This is a genomic window from Agrobacterium albertimagni AOL15 (assembly GCF_000300855.1).
Classification (GTDB): domain Bacteria; phylum Pseudomonadota; class Alphaproteobacteria; order Rhizobiales; family Rhizobiaceae; genus Allorhizobium; species Allorhizobium albertimagni.
In genome coordinates this window covers 343,724-365,818 of sequence record NZ_ALJF01000010.1, presented here as the reverse complement: position 1 = coordinate 365,818, position 22,095 = coordinate 343,724, and the positions used below count along the sequence as shown (strand labels likewise).

Here is a 22,095-nt window from a genome sequence, read left to right as displayed (position 1 = left end):
AAGTAGGCCTCACATACGGGCCTATCGTTTTATCCGCGTCCTTTCATGAAGGCTTCAAAGGCGGCGCGCGCCTCGGCGCTTTTCAGCTGCGCGACGAAGTGCACGAGCTCTTCTTGCATGCGGGAGCGTACCTCATCGGCGCTGCCCTTGACCAGCGCCCGGGCAATCTTCATCGCGGCCGGCGGCTTGGAGGCGAGCGAGGAGGCGATCTTCAGGGTCTCCGTCTCGACCTCTCCGGGCGATACGACCTTCCAGATCAGACCGGCCTCGCGGGCCTGTTCAGCCGAGAAAGCTTCGCTGGCAGCGAGCATGGCAAACGCGCGCTGATGGCCCATGATGCGTGGGGCGATCAGGCTGGAGGCTGCTTCCGGCACCAGCGCCAGATCGACGAAGGGTGTCTTGAACAGGCTGCGGTCGGAGGCGACCGTCAGATCGCAATGCATGTGCAGGGTGGTGCCGATGCCGATCGCCAGACCATCGACGCCGGAGACCAGCGGCTTGGTGACTTCGGTCAGAGCCTTGAGCAAGCCGAAGGCTGCGGGTTCGCCGACGGCGCCAGCCATGGCGAAGCCGAGGAAATCGGCCATGTCATTGCCGGCGGAGAAGCAGCCTTCGGTGCCGAGGAAGACGATGGCGCGGATGGTGTCGTCATTCTCGCCTTCGAGAAGGCCAGCGGTCAGCTTCTGGTACATGGCTTGCGTGATGGCATTCTTCTTGTCCGGGCGATTGAAGCGCAGGACGAGGACGCCGGGATGGGCTTCCGGGCGGGTGATCTCAATGTGGTCGGTCATCTCGGCTTCCTCGGGTGGTCCCCACCCTCCCCTTGAGGGGGAGGGTCGGAGCGCAGCTCCGGGGTGGGGTGATCAACGACATATGCTGGTCTTGGCGGAGTCACCCCCACCCGCCGCCTGGCGGCGACCTCCCCCCTGAAGGGGGAGGTGGGAGCTTATGCAAACAGCGCGCGTGCCGCTTCCAGGCTCGCTGCACCATTGACGACGCGGTCCTTCAAGGCTGCGGTTTCGGCGATGAGGTTTTCGGCGGCGAAGCGGCAGAGCGCCAGTCGGTTGTCGCGGCCGTGGTCCTCATCGGCAAGGGCGCCCTTGGCGAGATAGACGCCGGTCAGGACGAGGCCAAGGAGGCGCTGGTAGGGTGTGGCACCCGCGAGTGCTGCGGAGGCATTGCCGGCGGCCATCTGCGAAAGCAGCCATTCGGTGGCGTCTTCGAGGTCGACCAGGCTTGCGTCGAGACGATCAGCGGTCTCGCCGAAGCCGGCGAGACGGGAGCCGCGCACCGCATTCACGATCTGCTTCAGTTCGGTGATGTAGCCACGGACATGATTGCCGTTGGAAAGCGGCAGCTTGCGAGTCACGAGGTCGGCGGCCTGGATGCCGTTGGTGCCTTCGTAGATCGGGGCAATGCGGCTGTCGCGCCAGAAGCGGGCGGCCCCGGTTTCCTCGATGAAGCCCATGCCGCCATGGGTCTGGATGCCCAGCGAGGCGACATCGACGCCGGCATCGGTTGCAAAGGACTTGGCGATCGGGGTCAGCAGGGCTGCGCGCTCGGCCCAATGGCGAGCTTCATCGCCGTCTGCGTGGTGGCTCATGTCGGTGGCGTGGGCGCAGACATAGCAGATGGCACGCGAGCCTTGCGTCAGCGCCTTCATGGTCACCAGCATGCGGGCGACATCCGGATGCTCGATGATCGGCGACATGCCGGAACCGGTCCAGCCCGGAGCCTTCCCTTGCGTGCGTTCCTTGGCATACTGCACGGCCTTCTGGGTTGCGGCTTCGCAGATGGCGACACCCTGCATGCCGACCGCGAGGCGGGCATTGTTCATCATGGTGAACATGCAGGCGAGGCCCTTGTTCTCCTCGCCGATCAGATAGCCGATCGCGCCGGCCTCATCGCCAAACTTGCCGTCGCCATAGATCATGGTGCAGGTCGGCGAGCCATGGATGCCGACCTTGTGCTCCAGCGAATGGCAATGAAGGTCGTTTCGGGCGCCGATCGAGCCGTCGTCGTTGACGAGATACTTCGGCACGAGGAAGAGCGAGATGCCGCGGGTGCCGGCAGGGGCATCGGGAAGACGCGCGAGAACCAGATGAATGATGTTCTCGGTGATCTCGTGTTCGCCCCAGGTGATGTAGATCTTCTGGCCGAAGATGCGGTAGGTGCCGTCATCGCGGCGCTCGGCGCGCGACTTCATGACGCCGAGGTCAGAGCCGGCATGCGGCTCGGTCAGGTTCATGGTGCCGGTCCATTCGCCGGAGACCATCTTGGGCAGATATTTAGCCTTAAGGTCCTCAGAGCCGTGGGCGGTTACGGCATCGACGGCGCCCATGGTCAGCGTCGGTCCGAGCGCAAAGCCCATGGAGCCGGAATTCCACATTTCGAGCGCTGCGACATTGAGCATATGGGGAAGCCCCTGCCCGCCGAAATCTTCGGACGCGGTCAGCGAATTCCAGCCGCCTTCGGCCCAGGCGCGGTAGAGAGTGTCCCAGCCATCGGGCACCACGACCTTGCCGTCGACCATGCGCGCACCCTGCCTGTCGCCGATTTCGGCGAGCGGGGCGACTTCGTCACTGGCGAAACGGCCGGCTTCGGAGAGGATGGCATCAACGAGGTCGTCGCTCAACTCGCCCAGCTTGCCGTCTTCGATGGCCTTTGTCAGGCCAGCGACGTGCTTCAGGGTGAACGCAATCTCTTCTACGGGCGCCTTGTACATGACGTGCTCCTCCATCTGGCGTATGCTTCATGCCACGCCCAGACTCCCACCCAGGAGGCGCGGCTCATTCTCATTTCTGGCTAATTGATTTTTACGTAAACGTCAAATCTTTTGCATGCGACCGACAGTCTCGTTGCGTAGGAAATACGCTCGCTCGACATAGCGCAGACAATGCGCTGAACTCCATGACGCAGGGAAAGAGCGACGCCGCGCCGTATCGGCACATCGCTTGTTTCCGGCAAAGACAAGAGGACACAAGCAGTTAGAAACAGGCCCGTTGGGCGCCCTGCGGAGTCCCTAAATCAGAGTTTTCAAAAGTGCTGCACCGCCCAATTTTGGTCACATGCCTGTTACTCGCGCTGACTAGTCGAGAGGTGGACTTCAACCACAAGGAGGCTCTGCCATGACCGAGACCAACACCAACCATCTCTCCTGGGACGAGTGGGACGAGCTGCACAATCCGCCGCCGGCCGTGACCGATTTCGACCGCGTCGTCGAACGCGCCATCTCTCGCCGTGGTTTCCTCGGCGGCATTCTTGCCATGGGCTCGGCCGCCGCTGCCATGGGCACGCTGGGCAATCTGATGTCCTCCACCTCGGCAGTTGCCCAGGACGCCGCCTCGCGCTTCCCGTTCAAGCCGATCGCGATTGCCACCGACGCCACAGTGCATGTGCCGGAAGGCTATAGCTGGAAGCCGCTCGTCAAGTGGGGCCAGCCGCTGTTCTCAGGCGTTGCTGATATCGATCCGGCCAATGGCGTATCGCTCGAAGCCTCCGACAAGGTCTTCGGTGAAAACACCGACGGCATGGAACTCTTCGCGATCGGCAACCATCAGGTGATCGCCGTCAACCATGAATATGTGAACAACGAGACCAACCTGCCCAACAATGAAAAGGGCATGCCCAAGGGCCTCGACGACGTGAAGATCCTGCAGCATCTGCAGGGCGTGACCGTCATGGAAGTGACCGAAGGTGCGGATGGCTTCGAAGTCGTTCTCGACAGCCCGTTCAACCGCCGCATTCATCACAACACGCCGATGAAGCTTTCCGGCCCTGCCGCCGGCTCCGAGCTGGTCAAGACGGCTGCCGATCCCAATGGTGTCGACTGTCTCGGGACCTTCAACAACTGCGGCTCCGGCAAGACGCCGTGGGGCACCTACCTGACCTGCGAAGAAAACTTCAACGGCTATTTCGGCACCACGGCCGCCGACCACAAGATGCCCGACGACTACAAGCGTTACGGCATCGCCGCCGAGACCCGTTACGGCTACGAGAAGTTCGACGAGCGTTTCGACGTTGCGAAGAACCCGAACGAGCCGCGCCGCGCCGGTTACGTCGTCGAGATCGATCCGTCGGACGCCTCCTCGACGCCGATCAAGCGCACAGCGCTCGGCCGCTTCAAGCATGAAAACGCCGCCGTGGTCATCGCCCGCGACGGTCGCGTGGTCGTCTATATGGGCGACGACGAGCGTGGCGAGTTCCTCTACAAGTATGTCTCCAACGGCATCTACGTTCCCGGCGGCGACACCTCGAAGCTGCTCGACGAAGGCACGCTTTACGTGGCCAAGTTCTCCGACGAAGGTACCGGCGAATGGCTGGCGCTGACGGAAGAAACGACCGGCATGAAGATGGACGAAATCTGCGTCTTCACCCGTCAGGCAGCCTCCAAGGTCGGTGCGACCACCATGGACCGTCCGGAATGGGTTGCGATCAATCCGGTTGCCATCGAAGCCTATTGCGCCCTCACCAACAACGCGAACCGCGCCGTTCTCAAGGATGGCAAGATGCGGACGAATGCCGGTGGCGACGTGATGGACATCAGCGCCGTCAATCCACGTGAAGGCAACGAATACGGCCAGATCGTTCGCTGGTATCCGGAAAACGAAGACCATGCCGACGGCAAGTTCAAGTGGGACCTGTTCGTCATGGCCGGCAATCCCGATGTGCACAAGGACGGCCTTTATGCCGGCTCTTCGAACATCAATTCCGGCAACATGTTCAACTCGCCTGACGGCATGATGTTCGATAGCACCGGCCTGCTCTGGATCCAGACGGATGGTGAAGATTCGAACGAGGGCGACTTTGTCGGCCAGGGCAACAACCAGATGCTGGCCGGCGATCCGGCAACCGGTCGCATCGAGCGCTTCCTCACCGGCCCCAAGGGCTCGGAAGTCACCGGCATGACCTGGTCTGCCGACAAGCGCACCATGTTCGTCGGCATCCAGCATCCCGACGCGCCGTTCCCGGATGGCGAAGGCGCGCTGCCGCGCTCGACCATCGTTGCCGTCAAGCGTGACGACAACGCCCTGGTGGGCTGAGGATCAAGCTGCGGCAGGGCGGATCGACCGCCCCGCCCTCGACCCAAACGAAGAAGGCCGCCGACCGGGGATACCGGCGGCGGCCTTTCTCATGTGTGGAGACCTGGTCGATCAGGCGGCGAGGCGCTGGGCGTTGCGCGGGATCTCGACGTCGATCTCGAGGATCGAAACGTCTTCGTCGCGGTCCATCTTGATCTGCACCTTGTCGCGGTCGAATTCGACATGCTTGGCGATCACGGCGAGGATTTCCTCGCGCAGAATGGCCACCAGATCGCTTTCGAGCGAGGCGCGTTCGTGGGCGAGCAGAACCTGCAGGCGTTCCCGCGCCATCGGGGCGGACCGCTGTTTGCGGAACAGAGAGAAAATGCTCATGCGGCCCTCCGCGCGAAAATCTTGTCGAGGAAGCCACGCTTCTCGCCAGGAATGGTGATCGGAACGGTCTCGCCGGCCAAACGGCGGGCGGCGTCGAAGTAAGCCAGTGCCGGCGCGCTGCGGGCGTCGGCCAGCGTCACCGGAGCGCCGATGTTGGAGGCGCGCAGGACGTCCATGCTTTCCGGAATGATGCCGAGCAGCGGGATCGACAGGATCTCGAGCACGTCATCAACCTTCAGCATGTCGCCACGCTGGGCGCGATTGGCGTCGTAGCGGGTGAGCAGGAGGAATTTCTCCATGCGCTCGCCACGCTCGGCCTTCAGCGTCTTGGAATCCAGCAGGCCGATGATGCGGTCCGAGTCACGTACCGAGGAGACTTCCGGATTGGTGACGACGACGGCCATATCGGCGTGGCGCATGGCAAGCGTTGCGCCGCGCTCGATGCCGGCCGGGCTGTCGCAGATGATCCAGTCGAAATACTTCTTCAGCTCGTTGATGACCTGCTCGACGCCTTCGGCGGTCAGGTTGTCCTTGTCGCGGGTCTGCGAGGCTGGAAGCAGGAAGAGCGTTTCCAGCCGCTTGTCGCGAATTAGCGCCTGCGGCAGCTTGGCATCGCCCTGGATCACATTGACGAGATCGTAGACGACGCGGCGCTCGGCGCCCATCACCAGATCGAGATTGCGAAGGCCCACGTCGAAATCGACGACGACGACCTTTTCATTGCGCTGTGCCAGCGCTGCACCGAGAGCGGCCGTCGAGGTCGTCTTGCCGACCCCGCCCTTGCCGGATGTCACGACTATCACCTTGCCCATGTGGTTCTCCTGTCTATCCCCGCTCAAGTTCACGTCATTCTCTCTGTCATGATTGCATCCCCCTCCAGCCAAAGCTGGACAGGATGCCCCTTCAATTCTGGATCCATATCGTCGGTCATCGCGTAGACGCCGTCGATTGCAACCAGCTCGGATTCGAACTTACGACAGAAGATCCTTGCGTCGGCATTGCCAACGCATCCGGCGAGCGCTCTGCCGCGCAGCGCACCGTAGATATGGACGGAGCCTCCGGCGATCACTTCGGCACCGGATTGAACCGAACCGATGACCGTGACATCGCCCTGGGTGTAGATCACCGACTGACCGGAGCGGATGGTTTCGCGCACGATCATCGACGGGGCCGAGACTGGGCTCTGCTGCACCACGACCTGAGGGGCTGCCTGCCCTGCATGCTCGCGTGCGGCCTCTTCCGTGCCGGTGGCCTTCTCCGATTCGCCCGCCTCGTTGCGTGGCACCTCGTAGTCGGCGGCCGGCTTGCCGCCCTTCAGCTGTGGCGGCATGCCGGGCTCGACCAGCGAGGGCCGGCCGCCTTCGATGCCCATGATCGAGACGTTGCGCGCCGCGAGTTCGGCGATCAGTGCCTTCAGTTGCGGACGGTCGATCTCGATGTCGGACACGTCGAGCACAACGGGGCGACCGAGGAAGAACCCGGCCGAACGGGCCGCGAGATCATCGAGCCGGACGAGCCAGTCGTCGAATGGCGGATCCGGCGTCAGGACGACGGCCAGGAAGGATCTGCCCTTGATGCGGATGGAGCGAGGTTCGGTTAGCACTTTGGTCATCTATGTAAACAAATCGTTGACGAAAGAAGTACGGCCGATTTGGTTAACAAATGGTTAACGCGGCGAATTTGCCGTTAGGAAACAGACGGATCGGAACATGAAAAAGCCGCCCGCGGCGAGCACCGGGGCGGCTTGATGTTAACCCTTTCCGGCTCCTTGTGGGAGCCGGATCAGTGGGCCTTGTCGATCAATAATAGGGCGACAGGCACTGCTGACGGGGGCCGTTATACGGCTGGAAGGTGTTGGAGCGGCTATCGTAGGAGCGATAGCGGGCATTGCACCAGTCGTAGTGGCGCGGGTTGAGACCGGCTGCGCGTGGCGCGACGGGGGCCGGACGCGGCTGGGCAATCGCGCCGCCGATGATCGCACCGGCCGCAAAAGCTGCGAGCGGATACCAGTAACCGTTATGGTAACGGTAGCCGGCGCGGCGCTCACGATAGCCACGATGGCCATTGTAGTAGCGGGCGCGCTCGTAGCGATCGATGCGACGGTCGACACGGCGGTCATAACGACGATCGTAGCGATCTCGGTACTGAACATTGGTGGCATCTGTCGTGGACGCGATCGGCGCGACCGGGCGGATGACCTGGGCCTGGGCCGGGATCATGCCTGTAATTGCCATGATGGACGCGAGTGCTGCCACGGCGGTCGTCTTCAATGCAGTCTTCATGATGCTTCTCCCTGCATGTTTATCAGGGTCGACCGAAACGGACGGTTACGCCCGGTCCTCGACCTTGAGACATAAGTTAGTGAGGCGAGCCTGAACTCAGGATTAACACCGTGTTCATGCTTCGCGTTCCGCGCGCAACCGTCCAGCGACCGTTCTCGCGCACAAGTGCCCGTCAACGGAGGGAAAGGCCAATTGTTCCCGAACGGCTCAGTAATAGGGCGACAGGCAGGTCCGACGCGGCCCGTGATACGGCTGGAAGCTGTTGCTGCGCCAGTGGTAGGAGCGGTAGCGTTCGGCGCACCAGCTGTAGTGCTTCGGGTTGATGCCCGCACTATATTGCACGACGTGGCGGCGCGGCACCGGCCTGTCGACGATCACACCCGCCCGCATAGAGCGCGGCGAGATCCAGAGACCATTGTGATAGACATAGCCCGGCCGATGCAGCCGGTGCCGATGGCCACGATAGACGTGATGGCGCGAGTAGACCGTCACGCGCTCGTAGTGACGATAGCTCGAATGGCGTTCGTAGATGCGGACTTCGATGCCGCCGGCGCGGACGTCGGTCCCGGATGCCATGAACCCGGCCATAGCCAGGCAGGCGGCGGCGAAAGCAGAAACAAGCTTCATGCGTGATCCCCCTTGACCCGGAGACACCCGTCGACCACCCGGCCTTCATGGCCGAGGCCAGATCCGATCGCATTCGGCGATCGCAAGCCTCCATCAGAGGATGCTAAACCGCAAGGACCTTCGCTGCAAGGGATGAAGGGTGGCGAGATCCCGCAGAAACGAGGGAGGGCGAGCCCCCATCCGGACCCGCCCTCGCTTCACGGTCAATTGATGTCTTGGCCGATGCCTAGGCTTCGATTTCGATATCGCCCTTCGGCCGCGAACAGCAGGCGAGAATGTAGCCCTCGTCGATCTCGTCATCGAGGATGCCGCCATTGTGGTCCATCTCGACTTCGCCCGAGAGTTTCATGACCTTGCAGGTGCCGCAAAGGCCAGATTCGCAGGCAGCGCCGATGCGGACACCGGCGGCGCGGGCCGCCTGTAGAACCGTATGGCCTGGGGCGCAGAGGCCGTCCTTGCCCGACATGGCGAAGGTGACCTTGGTGGCTTGCTCGCCATCGACATGGTCGGCGACCACCACCAGAGGCTCCGCCTTTACCGGCTGGAAGGCCTCCTCGTGGTATTGCTTCATGTCGAAGCCTGCCCCTTCGAGCGCCTCGCGCACGGTCGCCATGAAGGGGGCCGGGCCGCAGCAGAAGACGGTACGCTCGAGGAAATCAGGGGCGAGCAGCGCGATCTTTGCCTTGTCGATACGACCTTTCAGCCCGGACCAGAGCTGGCCACGGCCCAGCTGCTCGATGATGAAACCGAGCTGGAAATTCGGCATGTCGCGCGCCTTGGCCTCCAGCTCCCAGCGGAAGATGATGTCGTCGGGCGAGCGGGCACAGTTGAGGAAGGTGATGTCGCTGTCGGGCGCCCGGTCGCTCAGATCCCGGGTCATCGACATCATCGGCGTGATGCCGGAGCCGGCCGAGATGAAGAGATACTTCTTGCCCGGATACTTGGCATAGGAGAAGTCGCCGAGCGGGCCGAAGGCCTTGAGCGCCATGCCGGGCTTCAGGTTGTCGAACATCCAGCGGGTGCCGATGCTCTCCTTCTGCGCCTTGACCGTCACGGCCACCGTATAGGGACGCGAGGGGCTGGAGGAGAGCGTGTAGGTGCGCATGACTGGCTCGGGGCCAACGGGGATCTCCAGCGTGACGAACTGGCCGGGTAGATAACGGAACCACAGGCCCGGCTTATTCGGCTTGAAGGTGAAGGTCATCACGTCGGCAGCTTCCGGCGTGACGGCGACGCATTCCAGGAGATGCTCCCGGTCGGACCAGGGGCGCATCTCGTCGACATGGCGATACTGGGTGACGGCGATGTTCATCTCACGCCACCACGGACAGCCGAGCCTTGTCGCCCTGCAGGCGGCTCGTCATGAAGTTGGAATACCATTCGACGAACTGCATGACGCCACCTTCGTGATCGACGGAATAGGGACCGGGCTCATAGGCCGGCGAGCGGATACCAAAGGCGTTCTCTTCAACGATCGAGCGGTCCTGGTCGTTGGTCATGTTCCAGACATGGGTCAGCTCTTCCAAGTCGTAATCGACGCCTTCGACCGCATCCTTGTTGACCAGCCAGGTGGTGGTGACCGCGGTCTCTTCGGCCGACAGCGGCAGGACGCGGAAGGAGATCGCGTGGTCGCCGAGGATGTGGTTCCAGGTCGTCGGATAGTGGAAAAGCAGCATGGTGCCGATATGGCTGATCGGAACGTCAGCGGAGAGCGGCTTCTTCACGGCGCGCTTGCCGGACATGGTGTAGCTTTCGGCATCCTCTATCAGAGGCATGCGGGCCGTGCGGAACTGCCCCGACGGGTCCATGTTGAACGTGGACGGCAGGCCTGCGGCTTCGCAGCGCGCCCAGTGCTCGGAAATGAACGGGTCATCGCCTGCGCCTTGCACGCCGGTTGCGGTCGGCGCTTCCGGATAGGTACGGCAGAGCTCCGGATGGTTGCCGGCGCAGTGGTAGCATTCCCGGTTGTTTTCCCAGACGAGTTTCCAGTTGCCCTTCTCGATGATCGTGTTCTTGTGGGCGACCTTGGCTTCCCAGAGGCGATGCGGGCGGAGATAAGGCTCGATGGAGGCGCGGACGGGCGCGAAATCGGCGGGCTCATTGGCGAGACAGACGAAGATGTAACCGCCGACGCTTTCGCAATGAACGGTCTTCAGGCCGAATTCCGCCTTGTCGAAAGTCTCCCCCATCTGGCGCGCGAAGACGAGCGAACCGTCGAGGTCATAGGTCCAGTTGTGATAGGGGCAGACGAGCTTGGCCGCAGCGCCCTTGTCCTTGGTGCAGACGCGGTGGCCGCGATGACGACAGGTGTTGTGGAAGGCGCGGATGACCTGATCCTTGCCGCGCACGATGACGACGGGATAGTCGCCGATCTGGGCGGTAAAGTAGTTGCCGGCGCGCGGGATCTCGCAGTCATGGCCGATGAACAGCCAGTCGCGATACCAGATCATCTCCATGTCGAGCTTGAAATAGTCCTGGTCGATGTAAAATGGTTGTTCAAGGGAGAAACCCTCGCGGCGGTTCTTCAGCTGGCGCAGCACGTTGGCCTGCAGGTCCATGTCGTCCTCGTGTTTCAAAAATTCGGGGGAGAAGAGAGCACAGCCTGCCGTCGCCTTAAGAAGGCGGTGTGCATGGCTATCTCCGGTCGCCCTCCGCAACCTCAAATGTCCGTCTGCCGAGGCTGGTTTCCGGGCTCAGGAGTGGTCCATTTGCGGACCGCGTCGGCGCCTTCCCAGGGTTGCCCCCAGTGGCCTTGTGCCAAAACGCATTCTCCACCACCGTTGCGGGGGCAGCGCCGGATTTTGACCGGCTTCCCGATTTCCCACCCTCCCTAGCAGGGCAGCACCTCGAGCTTGCCTGCATCTAATCACAGGGCGCGGGGCTGCGCTGCATTGCGGAACGACACGGCCCAAATCGTTTGCGACATCGCCCAGATGGCGATCAAGGGCAGAGATTTCAGGAATTTCCCATTGTTTTCCGAAGGGTGTGGCGGCGGCATCTTCCCGGCCGCTGAAATCATGGCGCAAACGGGCGATTTACGGCCATTCCCCGGAATTGCACTGCGGCAAGCCTCGCGAAATCTCGCTGATGCAGAATACCATCAAATCATGATTAACCATGCTGCGCTAAGCTCCAGCAGTCAGTCCGGGTACCGTCAGAGCGTCAAGATGCAGAAACTCAGATACTACGCGGCTCCGAAAGCGGAAACGAAGCCGCCGTCGCCATCCAAGGCCGTCCATACCGAATTCCTCCGAACCGGACGGATTTCGCGCAGCCGCGAGGATTGGCTGCCGGACGAACGCCGGTATCTGACCTACGAGGAAGTGGCTGCGCGTACCGGGCGGCGGCTCGAGCGGGCCGCCGAGACGACGCATGAGCGGATCAACGGCTTCCATCGCTCGATCAAGTTTCCCAAGGTCATTTTTCACCGCACGCTGAACAACAGCCCGCATCTCGGCTACTGTCACGTGACGGCGGCGCGCACGAATTTCGCGCAGTATGCCGACGTGAAATGGGCCTTCTACATCGCCAATTTCTTTGCCGAACTCGGTGGCGAAGAGGTGTTCTTCGAGCAGATCAAGCAGAATTACGGACGTATGTATTTCGCCGTGGCGATCAAGCCTGAAGCAGAGGCCAAGGCGATGACCATCGACCGTTCGTTCCGCAACAACGGGCTGCTGTTCCAGACCGTGGATCCGAAAGAGGCGCTGCGCAACGTGCTGATGCTCGGCGCGAGAGACGCCGAGCTCAGGAAGATCATCGCAAAGCTTTGAGAGTGGACTTCGGCGCTCAGGCGCCGAAACCGCCCACCGGCTTCTTCTTGTAGAGCAACCAGTCCTTCGAGACATAATCGCTTGCGCCGTAGATCGTCACGGTGTCGCCGCCGGCTGCCTTGGAGGTGGCGAGCGCCTTTTCGGCGAAGTTGGTGAAGTCGAAGGCATTCGGGGCCTGCTCGGAATAGCAGATGCCGAAGGACATGGTCAGCTGGCCGACACGCGGGCCGCTGGACGAGCCGACGAAATTGGTGGCCTTCAGCTTGGCGCGAACGAGATCGACGACGCGGCTTATCTCTTCCTGGTCCGATGTGTAGAGCAGCAGACCAAAGCGGCCGGCATCGAAGCGGCAGGCGAGATCGCCACCACCGGAGACGGCTTCGAGAACCTTGGCGACCTGCATCAGGAAACGCTCGGCGACGGCCGGGCCCATCTGCTCCTGGATGCGGACATAGTCGTCGATCTCGCCGATCGCGACGCCGCAGAGCACCGGCATTTCCGGATTCACATAGATCTTGGCCACAGCCTTGTTGAAAGCGCGGCGGGAGGCAAGACGAGTGACCGGATCGACGAACTTCGCGGCTTCGGCCTCTTCGGCCTCGCGCTGGAGGTCGGCAAGCGATGCCGTCTTGTCGACCACGGCGCGCACGACATTGCTGTTCTGGTGGGCGCGCTTTTCGGTCGCGGCCTTCAGCATCTTGATCGACTGGCCGAGCGGCGTGCCTTCTAGGTCGGCTTCAGTCAGGATGGTCTTGGAGGCATGGCCGATGACGCGGCCGTAATCGGTGAGCGAAATCTTCTCTTCGTTCAGCAGGCTGATGAAATTGCTCATCTCGGCGCGAACCTGGCCGTTCTGGCGGCTCAGCAGCCCGTCTTCATGGTGATGCGGCAGATATTTACGGCCGAGTTCGTCGAGGGCTTCCTGGGTCTTCACCTTGCCGAGCGCGATGAACTCGCGCACCAGTTCGGGATTGCTGCCTGAATAGGCCTCGTAGACCAGCTCGTAATTGCGCGGCAGACCGTCGATGCCCATCTGATGCATGGCGGTCGCGACACGAAGCGCAATGCTGGCGGCCGGATTCTTGACTTGCTGCATCTGTCCATTTCCCGAGTGAGGCTTTCCGTCTCTTATCTGGACCATAGGCGAACAATTCTTTCTTTCAGTTACGTCGGTAGTTAAAATTCGAACGATTTCGCCTCCCCCTTTAAAAATTAGGGTGGAAACTGCCCCTGGCTGCGCTGAAAAAGAGGTTTGCCGCCTTGTTCCGCACGCGATAAGGACGATCGCAGGCAGACTGGAAGGCTCTCGAAAATGGCGCGGATCATCCCGATCGCTCACGACACGGAAAAGGCGGAGGCAATTTCGGCAGCGACCGAGGTGCTTCTGCGGCATCTTCCCGTGGCGATCCCCACTGAGACCGTCTACGGGCTTGCAGCCGACGCGACCCATCCGACCGCCATCACTTCCATCTACGAGACCAAGGGGCGGCCGCGCTTCAATCCGCTGATCTGCCACATGGCGGATCTCGCCATGGCGGAACGCTATGCCGTGTTCGACCCGATCTCGCGCAAGCTGGCCGAGGCCTTCTGGCCGGGGCCTTTGACCCTCGTTCTGCCGCTCAAGGAAAACTCCGGCATTCATCCGCTTGCGACCGCCGGGCTCGACACGGTCGGCATACGCGTCCCCGTCGGGTTTACGGCAGAGCTTATCCGCAGTCTCGGCCGACCGCTTGCGGCTCCGAGCGCCAATTCCTCCGGGCGGATCAGCCCGACGACAGCGCAGCATGTGGACGCCGATCTCGGCCAGAAGATCGAGGTGATCGTCGATGGCGGCCCCTGCCCTGTCGGCGTGGAATCGACGATCGTGAAGGTGGAAGACGGCGAGATCCGGTTGCTCCGACCGGGCGGCATTGCGGTCGAGGCGATCGAGTCCGTCACCGGCAAGCCGGTCGTTCGTCCCAAGGCTTCGGGAACGGCGGCGATCGAGGCGCCGGGCATGCTCGCTTCACATTACGCCCCAAATGCCGCCGTGCGACTGAAGGCGACAGAGGTGTCTGCTGGGGAAGCCTTGATTGCCTTTGGTCCCGACGACATATCGGGCGCGGCGGCCGCGCATGCACTTTTCAACCTGAGCCCGACGGCAGACCTTACCGAGGCGGCCAGCAATCTCTTCGACTACCTGAAGCGCGCGGATGCGAGCGGGGCTACGGGTATTGCCGTCATGCAAATCCCCGACGAGGGTTTGGGCGAGGCGATCAATGACCGGCTGATGCGGGCGGCTGCACCGCGTGGCACGGAGGGATGACAAGATGAATGTGACCATGAGCCTTGCGGATCGTCTGCGCGCCTTCGTCGATATTGTCGGCGAGGCCAATGCGCTGACCGCGACCGCTGATATCAAACCCTATCTGACGGAGAACCGAGGCCTCTATCACGGCGCCTCGCCGCTGGTGCTGAAGCCGGGCTCGACGGCCGAGGTCTCTGCGATCCTCAAGCTCGCCTCCGAGACGGGCACGTCGATCGTGCCGGTCAGCGGCCGCACGGGCCTTGTCGGCGGACAGGTACCGCGCGAGGACGGGCAGGACGTTCTCCTCTCCCTCGAACGGATGAACAGGATCCGGGAAGTCGATCCGGTTGCCGACGTGATCGTCGCTGATGGCGGCGCCATACTTGCCGACGTTCAAAAGGCGGCCGAGGCGCATGACCGGCTGTTCCCGCTGTCGCTCGGCTCGGAAGGCTCCTGCCGGATCGGCGGCAATCTCGCGACCAATGCCGGAGGCACCGCCGTGCTTGCCTATGGCAATATGCGTCAGCTCTGCCTCGGGCTCGAAGTCGTGCTGCCGACGGGCGAGATCTGGGACGGATTGCGGCGGCTGAAGAAGGACAATAGCGGATACGACCTGCGCGACCTCTTCATCGGTGCGGAGGGCACGCTTGGCGTGATCACAGGCGCAGTGCTGAAAATGGTGCCGCGTCCGCGCGGGAGACAGGTGGCCTATGTCGGGCTCGCCTCGCCGGAAGCCGCCCTTCAGCTGTTCGAAAAAGCCTCGCAGCGCTGTGGCTCGGCACTGACGGGCTTCGAGCTGATGCCGAGGATCGGCATCGAATTCACGACAAAGCATATTGCCGGCGTGCGCGACCCGCTCACCTCGATCCATCCCTGGTATGCGCTTGTCGACATCTCGACATCGGATTCGGCCGAGACGGCTGAAACGATGATGCAGGAGCTGCTGGCCGAGGCCTTCGAGGCAGGTCTCGTGTCGGATGCGGCGATCGCCAGTTCACTCGCCCAGCAGAATGCCTTCTGGCATCTGCGCGAAAGCATGTCCGAGGCCCAGCGGCCGGAGGGCGGATCGATCAAGCATGACGTATCCGTGCCTGTCTCGCGCATTCCGGCCTTCCTCGCGGAAGCGGATGCCGCCGTGCATGCGCTGATGCCGGATGCCCGGATCTGCGCTTTCGGCCACCTCGGCGATGGCAATATCCATTACAACATCAGCCAGCCCGTCGGCGCCGACAAGGCCGCCTTCATCGCCCGCTGGCGTGAGGTGAATGCCGTGGTGCATGCGGTCGTGCACAGGCACACAGGGTCTATCTCGGCGGAGCATGGCGTCGGTCAGCTGAAGCGTGACGAATTGGCTGCGAGCCGACCGGCGATCGAGACCGAGCTGATGCGGCGCATCAAGCAGGCCTTCGACCCCGCCGGTATCATGAACCCCGGCAAGGTGATCGGCTGAGCCCATGACCGGCTCCCCTCGCCTCTCGCTTCGGATTGATCTTTCCAATGGTGCGCGGCTGGGGCCGGGCAAGGCCCAGTTGCTGGCGCTGATCGAGGAGCACGGCTCGATCCGTGCGGCGGGGGCGGCAATGGGCATGTCCTATCGGCGCGCCTGGCTGCTAGCAGACGAGATCAACCGGATGTTCCAGGAGCCGTCGATCTTCACCCGCCACGGCGGCAAGAGTGGCGGCGGCGCGGGGCTCACACCGTTCGGCGAGACTTTGCTCGGCGCATGCCGACGCATGGATGCAGAGAGCCGCAAGGCGCTTTCGACTGATCTCGCCTGGCTTGAAAGCATGCAGGCGGCGGAATTTTTCGCCGGCGGTCGCAAGGGCGACGACGACGGCTGAAGCTTCAGCCTCGCCCCTGACGAAACAGAGCTTCCGATGCAATCGAGACCGTCTTGAACAGCAGATGCACACGCATTCCGGGCGCGAGCGCGAGCTGCTGACACGAGCGCCGGGTGACCTCGGCGATCAGGGGCTGGCCGTGGCAATCGACGGTCAGTGTCACGCTGCCTCCGTCACGCTCGGCAAGATCGACGATGTGACCCGAGAGCCGATTGAGCGCCGAAAGCCCGTCGCCCGCCTCCGTCGCGACGACGATGTCGGAAACGGGCACAAAGACGCGCACCCGTGTTCCTGCCGCCAGAGAACTGCGCCGCAACAGGATCGGGCCGGCGAGCGACAGCGCCTCTGTCAGTCCGTCATCCTCGTGGTGCCCCGTGATCTCGGCTTCGATGAAATTACCTGCCGGAAGGTCGCCGGAGGCCTGTGCCACCGTCGCCAGCGCCTCATCGGGGCGCCCGACGGCAATTGCCCTGCCGGCGTCGAAGGTGACGACGGCCGTCGCCAATCGTGCCACCTCCTCGACGGAGTGGCTGACATAAAGGATCGGCACGCCGAATTCGTCGCGGATGCGCTCGATATAGGGCAGGATCTGCGCCTTCAGGGCGTTGTCGAGGGCGGAAAGCGGCTCGTCCATCAGAAGCAGCTTCGGGCTTGCCATCAGGGCACGGCCAAGTGCCACACGCTGCTTTTCGCCGCCGGAGAGATGGGATGGGCGTCGGTCGAGCAGATCGGAGATGCCAAGGAGCGACGTGATGCGGGTCAGATCCTCGCGGCGTTCGGCGCGCGGTAGGAGGCGTTCTCCGTAGCGCAGGTTCTGCAGAACAGTCTGGTGCGGAAAGAGGCGGCCCTCCTGAAAGACGTAACCGATGCGCCGGCGATGCGGCGGCAGGAAGGTCGAGGCGTCGCTCCATGTTTTGCCGTTGAAGCTGACATGGCCGGCCTCAGGACGGATCAGGCCAGCGACGATGTTGATCAGCGTCGTCTTGCCGGAGCCGGAAGCGCCGAACAGTGCCGTCAGGCCCTCGCCCAGCACGAGATCGGCCTCGAGCGTGAAATCACCCTGACGATGGCGGATCGACAGCTCCAGCATCAGGCGGCTCCCACCCTGGCGGCGATGCGGCGCGATAGAAACTCGGAGGCGATGAGGGCACCGAGCGACAGCACGATCGAGATCACGGTGAGGCGCATGGCTGCGAGGTCACCGCCGGGCACCTGGGTATAGGTATAGATCGCCGATGCCAGCGTCTGGGTCTCACCGGGAATATTGGAGACGAAGGTGATCGTGGCACCGAATTCGCCCATCGCCTTGGCGAAGGCGAGGATAACGCCGGCGGCGATGCCGGGCAGAATGAGCGGCAGGGTGACCGTGAAGAAGACGTAAGGCGGCGGGGCGCCGAGCGTCGCGGCAGCCGCCTCCAGCTTGCGATCGACGGCATCGAGCGACAGGCGAATGGAGCGCACGAGCAGCGGAAAGCCCATGACGGCCGCGGCAAGGGCCGCTCCCGTCCAGCGGAAGGAGAAGACGAGGCCGAAGGTTTCTTCCAGGAACGCGCCGACGGCGCCTCTCCGGCCAAAGGTTATCAGCAGCAGGTAACCCGTGACGACAGGCGGCAGGATGAGCGGCAGGTGCACGAGGCCGTTGAGAAGCGACTTGCCCCAGAACTCCTTGCGCGACAGCAGCCAGGCAACGACCAGACCCAGCGGCAGCGAGAAGGTGACGGCAACGGCCGCGACCTTCAGGCTCAAGAGCATCGCGGTCCATTCTTCGGCCGTCAGGGTCAAATGTGGTATCCCGGATGCTTGGTCATGGCGGTTCTGGCTTCAGTTGGTCTTGGCGAGCACGGTGAAGCCGGCGGCGGTGAAGATGGCATGGGCGTCTGTGCCCTGCAAGTAAGCGAGGAAGTCGGTGGCGTGCAGGTTTTCGCTCTCGGTCGTGAGCGCCGCCGGGTAGACAATGGCGGGATGGCTCGCCTCGGGGAAGCGGTCGAGAATCTTCACACTTGGGTCGACCCTGGCATCCGTCTCGTAGACGATGCCGAGTGGTACTTCGCCGCGGGAAACGAGCAGCAGGGCAGCGCGGACATTCTCCGCCTGGGCGACCTTGTCCCTGACGCTCTCCCACACGCCGAGGCTCTCCAGCGCCGCTTTGCCATAGGAGCCGGCGGGCACGGCATCGACATTGGCCATGGCCAGACGCTCATTGCCGAGAAGGCTTGCGAGCGGGAAGCCAGGGGCGATGGTCGTGGTCACGCTCGAGCCCATCGGCGCAACAAGTACGATCCGGTTGCCGAGCAGGTTGATCCGGGTATCCGCCTTGATCTGGCCCGCCTTTTCCAGGTGGTCCATCCATTTGAGGTCGGCGGAGATGAAAAGGTCTGCAGGCGCGCCCTGCTCGATCTGCCGCGCCAGGGCCGAACTGCCGGCCAGGGACAGCCGGACCTCCGTTCCGCCCGCTTGCTTCCAGGCGGCGGCAATCTGTTCGATGCTCTCCTTCAGACTGGCAGCTGCGAAGACGGTAACGGGCTCCTCGGCGCGGGCCGCCGTCAAGGGCAGGCTTGCTGCAGCCACGGCGACCAGGGCGGTGACCGCGACCACTGCCGTCTTCAGAACCCGGACCACGGGGAACTCCTTTTCGATATATCTCTTGGGATATATCGATAGTCAAAAACAAACCCGCCGACAAGAGGCCGGCGGGTCGCCTTGAAACCGCGTGATCAGGCCTTCAGCTGCGCCAGACTGAACAGCAGATCGGCCGAGATGGTGCCGCCTCCGCCCGCCAGAATCGTGGCCGCAGAAGAGGCTCCGACATTGTTTTGCGTATCGTACATGGCCGTGTAGCGTTGCAGGAAGCGCTCAAGCTTGGCCGGATCCTGGAGATCGGCGAGTTTGAGGTTTTCGTTGATGATACGTGCCTGCTGGTCGACATCCATGTTGGAGAATTCGTCGGAGAAGCCGAAGGTCGTCCGGAAGACCGCCATGAGCGCATCGTCCGCGATGAGGCCATAGGCATCGGTGATGTTGGGCGCGGCGCGTTGGAAGTAGAGCGCCAGGCGCACCGCCTCGTTGCTCTCCCCTTCGGCCTCTTCCAGCGTCTGCCGGAGATACTTATTGACCGTTTCCATCGTCTCGCCGCGCTGCTGGATCGTGCCCATCGTCTCGCGGGTGAGATTGCCATTGGCATCAAAGTTGAAGGAAGCGACGAGTTCGGCCCAGCGGCTGTCCGGCTGCTGATTGACGAAGCTCTTGCGGTCGGAGAGATCCGAACCGAAAGCCTGCTTGAGGAAGTCGTCGGTGACGTCCTTGGGATCGAGCCCAAAGGCGCCTATGACGACGTCGAGCACTTCACGATCGGCCAGCAGTTCCTTGACGGTACCGATCGACTGGATGCGCTCCTGGTAGACCTCGGCCTTCTTGGTCGCAGCTTCGCGTGCGGCCGTCTTTTCGTTGGCGCTGAGGAAGCGGACTTCGTTGATGACGAACTGCTTGGCGATCATCGTCGCCGTCAGCGTGTTGTGCGGCGCGAGCGGCACGCCGGCATTGCCTTCACTGTCGAAGTTGAAGAGCTTCGACATTTCGATCAGGCGCGTGTCCTTGGACTTGTTGGCAAAGCTGTTCGGATCGGTGAAATCGCTGGTGAGCGCGCGCTTCAGGTCGCGGGTCGAGAACTCGTTGGCCTCGAAGCCGAAGGTGCGCTGCAGGACGAGACGCATGGTCGTGTCGGCCAAAAGCTTGTCGACATTCTGAACATCGGCGATCCTCGTCTTGAAGAGATCGATGAGCGCTTCCTTACGCTCTTCGTCCGCATCGTCGTAGAAGGTTGCAAAGCCGGAATGTGTGGAAGCGAGCTGGGTCGTCCCCTGCGCGGTCATGCCTGATTCCACCGTGCCATCGCTGGCGAAGTTGAACTTGCCGGCAATCGCCACCCAGGCATCGCCACCGTTCGTGGCGGCATAGCTGTCCGGATCGGAGGTGTCGCTCGTCACGATCTGCTTGAAGGTCGAGGCGGTCATCGAACCCAGCTCGAACGCCGTCCGGACATAGTTGAACAGGCGTGTATCGGCGGTCAGCTCATCGACCGAGGTCAAGGTCGAGATCTTCGATTCGTAATAGGCGCGCTCACGCTGGCGGTAGTAGTCGGTGACATAGATCTGCTCTTCGTTGACATAGAGCGAGACAGTCGCCTCCTTCTGGGCGGCGGTCTGGGCGGTGGCGCCCGACAGCGAACCGTCGGCATTGAAGCTGAAAGCTTGGGCGAGCTTGAGGAAGCTCGCTGCATTTGCTGCACCATTGGCGACCAATTGGTTGACATAGCTGTCCGGATCGGAGGTGTCGCTGGTCAGGACCTTGGTCAGATGATCCTTGGTGTAATAGGTGCCGTCGATGCCATAGGCATCAAGCGCAAACGTCATCAGGCGGCTGTTGTTGACGAGACCGCTGACATTGGTGACCTTGTCGATCATCGACTCGTAATAGAAGGCCTCCGCCTCCAGCGTGTCGCTCTGGGCGGCAAGCGAGGCTTCGTATTTCTCCAGCAGTCTTGCCTGCTGGGAATCCGTCTGCAGATCGGTCTTTTCCGCCGAGAACTGGAAAGAGGCGGCGAAGTTGCGGTAGCGCTCGTCCGTCAGCTGGTTGGCAAAGCTCTTTTCATCCGACAGATCGCTTTCCAGCACCTTCTTCATGAAAGCCTTGGCATAGGTCATCTCTTCGAGACCATGGGCTTTCATCGCATAGGAATAGAGCTGGTAGTCGTCGAGGAATCCCTCGAGCGTCGTGACCTTACCGATGTTCTGCTTGAAGTACTCAGTCTGGCGCGCGACGAGTGGATCAGAGGCGGTGCGGTTGAGGCTCCCCTTGATGTCACGGTTGACGAGATTGTAGCTCAGATAGGTCGAGACCATCAGGATTCCTTGCAGAACGTGGCGCGCGCGAATCACAGTATGGCGCAAATTCCTTGCCTCAAGCTTTATGAATTCATGAAGAAGCCTCAGGTTGTTTCTGCGCTCCGATCGCGGTGATCAGACGCGTCAGGCCGTATCCGTTTCGTCGCGGAACAGATCGAGGAGGACTTTCACCTTTTCGAAACCGTGAGCGGTACGACAAAACTAACCATTTGACCGCGCAAGGTTTTCTTTACCGCGTCTTTTAAGCTGTCTCCAACAGCGGCTGGCTATCTTGCCCCCACAGAGGACGAAAAGTCCCGAACAGACGAGCACATGACGCGCTCTCGGGTAAAACAAGGGTAGCATGAAGATGACGAACACGGTTTTGAAGCCAGCATGGGCCGGCGCCACTCTGCGTCTGGATCCCTCGCGGTTCCCCCAGCAGGTGACTTACGCATTGCGGGGAGCTCTGGGCGACGTCACGATCACAATAGACGAGCGCGGTGCCGTTCTGCGCAAGGTCCTTCCCGGTAGCGGCCTGCCGCTTTCCTTCGCTCTTCCCACTCGCGCCTTCAAGGGCGTTGCCGCCCGCGCCATCGACCATGGCGACGGGGAAGTCACCGTGACGCTCGAACTGCATCACGAAGACCCGGATCTGTGCATTCCGCTCCTGGTCGCGCATGATCTCTGCGACATCGCTGCCGACTGGCGCGGCTGGGCCGATGCCTTCCGCATCCCGATGCTGATGGTCGAGGCTGACGGCGTTGCCCGCCCGCTCGAAGACCACCTCGGCGATGTGCGCACCAAGGAGACGCAGCCGCGTCGCCGCCACTCCTATTTCGCCGAGCGTCGCCCGCGCTTCCTGGTGCGCCGCACGACCGGCAAGCTGGGCGTAACCATGAAGATTTCCGGAAAGGAAATCATCGCACGCAACTGATTGCGTCCCAAGACTGAACAGCCAGAGGCCCGGAAGGAAACTTCCGGGCCTCTG

20 protein-coding genes and 1 riboswitch are annotated in these 22,095 nt (G+C 62.4%); of the genes, 6 read left to right on the top strand and 14 right to left on the bottom strand.

From position 1 onward, the window contains the following. Positions 1-29: 29 nt before the first annotated feature. Positions 30-791: a crotonase/enoyl-CoA hydratase family protein gene (locus QWE_RS13545; protein ID WP_006726703.1), complete on the bottom strand. Its 762-nt coding sequence runs from the start codon at positions 789-791 to the stop codon at positions 30-32. Positions 792-946: 155 nt separating this feature from the next. Next, complete coding sequence (locus tag QWE_RS13540) at positions 947-2,725, bottom strand: acyl-CoA dehydrogenase family protein (RefSeq protein WP_006726702.1); 1,779 nt, start codon at positions 2,723-2,725, stop codon at positions 947-949. Positions 2,726-3,128: 403 nt separating this feature from the next. Here QWE_RS13540 and QWE_RS13535 point away from each other — a divergent pair, with 403 nt between their 5' ends. Beyond that, positions 3,129-5,042, top strand: a complete 1,914-nt coding sequence (locus QWE_RS13535) for a PhoX family protein (RefSeq protein WP_006726701.1) — start codon at positions 3,129-3,131, stop codon at positions 5,040-5,042. Between the two features lie 111 nt (positions 5,043-5,153). Here QWE_RS13535 and minE read toward each other — a convergent pair whose 3' ends face one another. The 7 genes from minE to QWE_RS13500 form a co-directional block, all read right to left on the bottom strand. After that, on the bottom strand, positions 5,154-5,414 hold the full coding sequence (minE, locus tag QWE_RS13530; RefSeq protein WP_006726700.1) for a cell division topological specificity factor MinE: 261 nt from the start codon (positions 5,412-5,414) through the stop codon (positions 5,154-5,156). Continuing rightward, positions 5,411-6,226, bottom strand: a complete 816-nt coding sequence (minD, locus tag QWE_RS13525) for a septum site-determining protein MinD (protein ID WP_006726699.1) — start codon at positions 6,224-6,226, stop codon at positions 5,411-5,413. The genes minE and minD overlap by 4 nt, the downstream gene beginning before the upstream one ends. Positions 6,227-6,255: 29 nt before the next feature. Further along, the gene (minC, locus tag QWE_RS13520; protein WP_006726698.1) at positions 6,256-7,026 is read right to left on the bottom strand and encodes a septum site-determining protein MinC; all 771 of its coding nucleotides are present in this window, start codon (positions 7,024-7,026) and stop codon (positions 6,256-6,258) included. A 187-nt stretch (positions 7,027-7,213) separates the two neighbouring features. Further along, positions 7,214-7,696 (bottom strand): BA14K family protein, encoded by a 483-nt coding sequence (locus QWE_RS13515; RefSeq protein WP_006726697.1) that lies wholly within the window; start codon positions 7,694-7,696, stop codon positions 7,214-7,216. A 207-nt stretch (positions 7,697-7,903) separates the two neighbouring features. After that, positions 7,904-8,323, bottom strand: a complete 420-nt coding sequence (locus QWE_RS13510) for a BA14K family protein (protein WP_006726696.1) — start codon at positions 8,321-8,323, stop codon at positions 7,904-7,906. A gap of 226 nt (positions 8,324-8,549) precedes the next feature. Further along, positions 8,550-9,635, bottom strand: a complete 1,086-nt coding sequence (locus QWE_RS13505; RefSeq protein ID WP_006726695.1) for an FAD-binding oxidoreductase — start codon at positions 9,633-9,635, stop codon at positions 8,550-8,552. A gap of 1 nt (position 9,636) precedes the next feature. After that, positions 9,637-10,881 (bottom strand): aromatic ring-hydroxylating oxygenase subunit alpha, encoded by a 1,245-nt coding sequence (locus QWE_RS13500; protein ID WP_006726694.1) that lies wholly within the window; start codon positions 10,879-10,881, stop codon positions 9,637-9,639. Positions 10,882-10,984: 103 nt separating this feature from the next. Beyond that, positions 10,985-11,187, bottom strand: a riboswitch (cobalamin riboswitch). A gap of 303 nt (positions 11,188-11,490) precedes the next feature. On the opposite strand from QWE_RS13500, the gene QWE_RS13495 reads away from it, so the two are divergent. Continuing rightward, positions 11,491-12,096, top strand: a complete 606-nt coding sequence (locus QWE_RS13495) for a DUF6656 family protein (protein ID WP_006726693.1) — start codon at positions 11,491-11,493, stop codon at positions 12,094-12,096. Between the two features lie 16 nt (positions 12,097-12,112). Here QWE_RS13495 and QWE_RS13490 read toward each other — a convergent pair whose 3' ends face one another. Beyond that, positions 12,113-13,192 carry a GGDEF domain-containing protein gene (locus QWE_RS13490; RefSeq protein ID WP_006726692.1) on the bottom strand — a complete coding sequence of 360 codons (1,080 nt, stop codon included), beginning with the start codon at positions 13,190-13,192 and terminating at the stop codon, positions 12,113-12,115. A gap of 216 nt (positions 13,193-13,408) precedes the next feature. Here QWE_RS13490 and QWE_RS13485 point away from each other — a divergent pair, with 216 nt between their 5' ends. Genes QWE_RS13485 through QWE_RS13475 form a run of 3 tightly spaced genes read left to right on the top strand, consistent with a single transcriptional unit; the run spans position 13,409 to position 16,224 of the window. Beyond that, on the top strand, positions 13,409-14,401 hold the full coding sequence (locus QWE_RS13485; protein ID WP_006726691.1) for an L-threonylcarbamoyladenylate synthase: 993 nt from the start codon (positions 13,409-13,411) through the stop codon (positions 14,399-14,401). A 4-nt stretch (positions 14,402-14,405) separates the two neighbouring features. Beyond that, entirely contained in the window at positions 14,406-15,833 is a 1,428-nt protein-coding gene (locus QWE_RS13480; protein WP_006726690.1) for an FAD-binding oxidoreductase, read from the top strand. A gap of 4 nt (positions 15,834-15,837) precedes the next feature. Beyond that, positions 15,838-16,224: a winged helix-turn-helix domain-containing protein gene (locus QWE_RS13475; RefSeq protein ID WP_006726689.1), complete on the top strand. Its 387-nt coding sequence runs from the start codon at positions 15,838-15,840 to the stop codon at positions 16,222-16,224. A 4-nt stretch (positions 16,225-16,228) separates the two neighbouring features. Here QWE_RS13475 and modC read toward each other — a convergent pair whose 3' ends face one another. The 4 genes from modC to QWE_RS13455 form a co-directional block, all read right to left on the bottom strand. Further along, positions 16,229-17,314, bottom strand: coding sequence for a molybdenum ABC transporter ATP-binding protein (gene modC / locus QWE_RS13470; RefSeq protein ID WP_006726688.1), 1,086 nt, complete (start codon positions 17,312-17,314; stop codon positions 16,229-16,231). Then, entirely contained in the window at positions 17,314-18,006 is a 693-nt protein-coding gene (modB, locus tag QWE_RS13465; protein ID WP_006726687.1) for a molybdate ABC transporter permease subunit, read from the bottom strand. The genes modC and modB overlap by 1 nt, the downstream gene beginning before the upstream one ends. 39 nt (positions 18,007-18,045) lie before the next feature. Further along, positions 18,046-18,843, bottom strand: a complete 798-nt coding sequence (gene modA / locus QWE_RS13460; protein WP_006726686.1) for a molybdate ABC transporter substrate-binding protein — start codon at positions 18,841-18,843, stop codon at positions 18,046-18,048. 95 nt (positions 18,844-18,938) lie between these two features. Continuing rightward, positions 18,939-21,122 (bottom strand): DUF1217 domain-containing protein, encoded by a 2,184-nt coding sequence (locus QWE_RS13455; protein WP_006726685.1) that lies wholly within the window; start codon positions 21,120-21,122, stop codon positions 18,939-18,941. 352 nt (positions 21,123-21,474) lie between these two features. Between QWE_RS13455 and QWE_RS13450 the strand changes: the two genes are divergently transcribed. Further along, the gene (locus QWE_RS13450) at positions 21,475-22,041 is read left to right on the top strand and encodes a DUF6101 family protein (RefSeq protein ID WP_006726684.1); all 567 of its coding nucleotides are present in this window, start codon (positions 21,475-21,477) and stop codon (positions 22,039-22,041) included. Positions 22,042-22,095: the final 54 nt, after the last annotated feature.

What these genes read in the sequence shown, in the direction of transcription:
- QWE_RS13545 (WP_006726703.1), bottom strand. Translation starts at nt 791, where the DNA reads ATGACCGACCACATTGAGATCACCCGCCCGGAAGCCCATCCCGGCGTC.
- QWE_RS13540 (WP_006726702.1), bottom strand. Translation starts at nt 2,725, where the DNA reads ATGTACAAGGCGCCCGTAGAAGAGATTGCGTTCACCCTGAAGCACGTC.
- QWE_RS13535 (WP_006726701.1), top strand. Translation starts at nt 3,129, where the DNA reads ATGACCGAGACCAACACCAACCATCTCTCCTGGGACGAGTGGGACGAG.
- minE (WP_006726700.1), bottom strand. Translation starts at nt 5,414, where the DNA reads ATGAGCATTTTCTCTCTGTTCCGCAAACAGCGGTCCGCCCCGATGGCG.
- minD (WP_006726699.1), bottom strand. Translation starts at nt 6,226, where the DNA reads ATGGGCAAGGTGATAGTCGTGACATCCGGCAAGGGCGGGGTCGGCAAG.
- minC (WP_006726698.1), bottom strand. Translation starts at nt 7,026, where the DNA reads ATGACCAAAGTGCTAACCGAACCTCGCTCCATCCGCATCAAGGGCAGA.
- QWE_RS13515 (WP_006726697.1), bottom strand. Translation starts at nt 7,696, where the DNA reads ATGAAGACTGCATTGAAGACGACCGCCGTGGCAGCACTCGCGTCCATC.
- QWE_RS13510 (WP_006726696.1), bottom strand. Translation starts at nt 8,323, where the DNA reads ATGAAGCTTGTTTCTGCTTTCGCCGCCGCCTGCCTGGCTATGGCCGGG.
- QWE_RS13505 (WP_006726695.1), bottom strand. Translation starts at nt 9,635, where the DNA reads ATGAACATCGCCGTCACCCAGTATCGCCATGTCGACGAGATGCGCCCC.
- QWE_RS13500 (WP_006726694.1), bottom strand. Translation starts at nt 10,881, where the DNA reads ATGGACCTGCAGGCCAACGTGCTGCGCCAGCTGAAGAACCGCCGCGAG.
- QWE_RS13495 (WP_006726693.1), top strand. Translation starts at nt 11,491, where the DNA reads ATGCAGAAACTCAGATACTACGCGGCTCCGAAAGCGGAAACGAAGCCG.
- QWE_RS13490 (WP_006726692.1), bottom strand. Translation starts at nt 13,192, where the DNA reads ATGCAGCAAGTCAAGAATCCGGCCGCCAGCATTGCGCTTCGTGTCGCG.
- QWE_RS13485 (WP_006726691.1), top strand. Translation starts at nt 13,409, where the DNA reads ATGGCGCGGATCATCCCGATCGCTCACGACACGGAAAAGGCGGAGGCA.
- QWE_RS13480 (WP_006726690.1), top strand. Translation starts at nt 14,406, where the DNA reads ATGAATGTGACCATGAGCCTTGCGGATCGTCTGCGCGCCTTCGTCGAT.
- QWE_RS13475 (WP_006726689.1), top strand. Translation starts at nt 15,838, where the DNA reads ATGACCGGCTCCCCTCGCCTCTCGCTTCGGATTGATCTTTCCAATGGT.
- modC (WP_006726688.1), bottom strand. Translation starts at nt 17,314, where the DNA reads ATGCTGGAGCTGTCGATCCGCCATCGTCAGGGTGATTTCACGCTCGAG.
- QWE_RS13455 (WP_006726685.1), bottom strand. Translation starts at nt 21,122, where the DNA reads ATGGTCTCGACCTATCTGAGCTACAATCTCGTCAACCGTGACATCAAG.
- QWE_RS13450 (WP_006726684.1), top strand. Translation starts at nt 21,475, where the DNA reads ATGACGAACACGGTTTTGAAGCCAGCATGGGCCGGCGCCACTCTGCGT.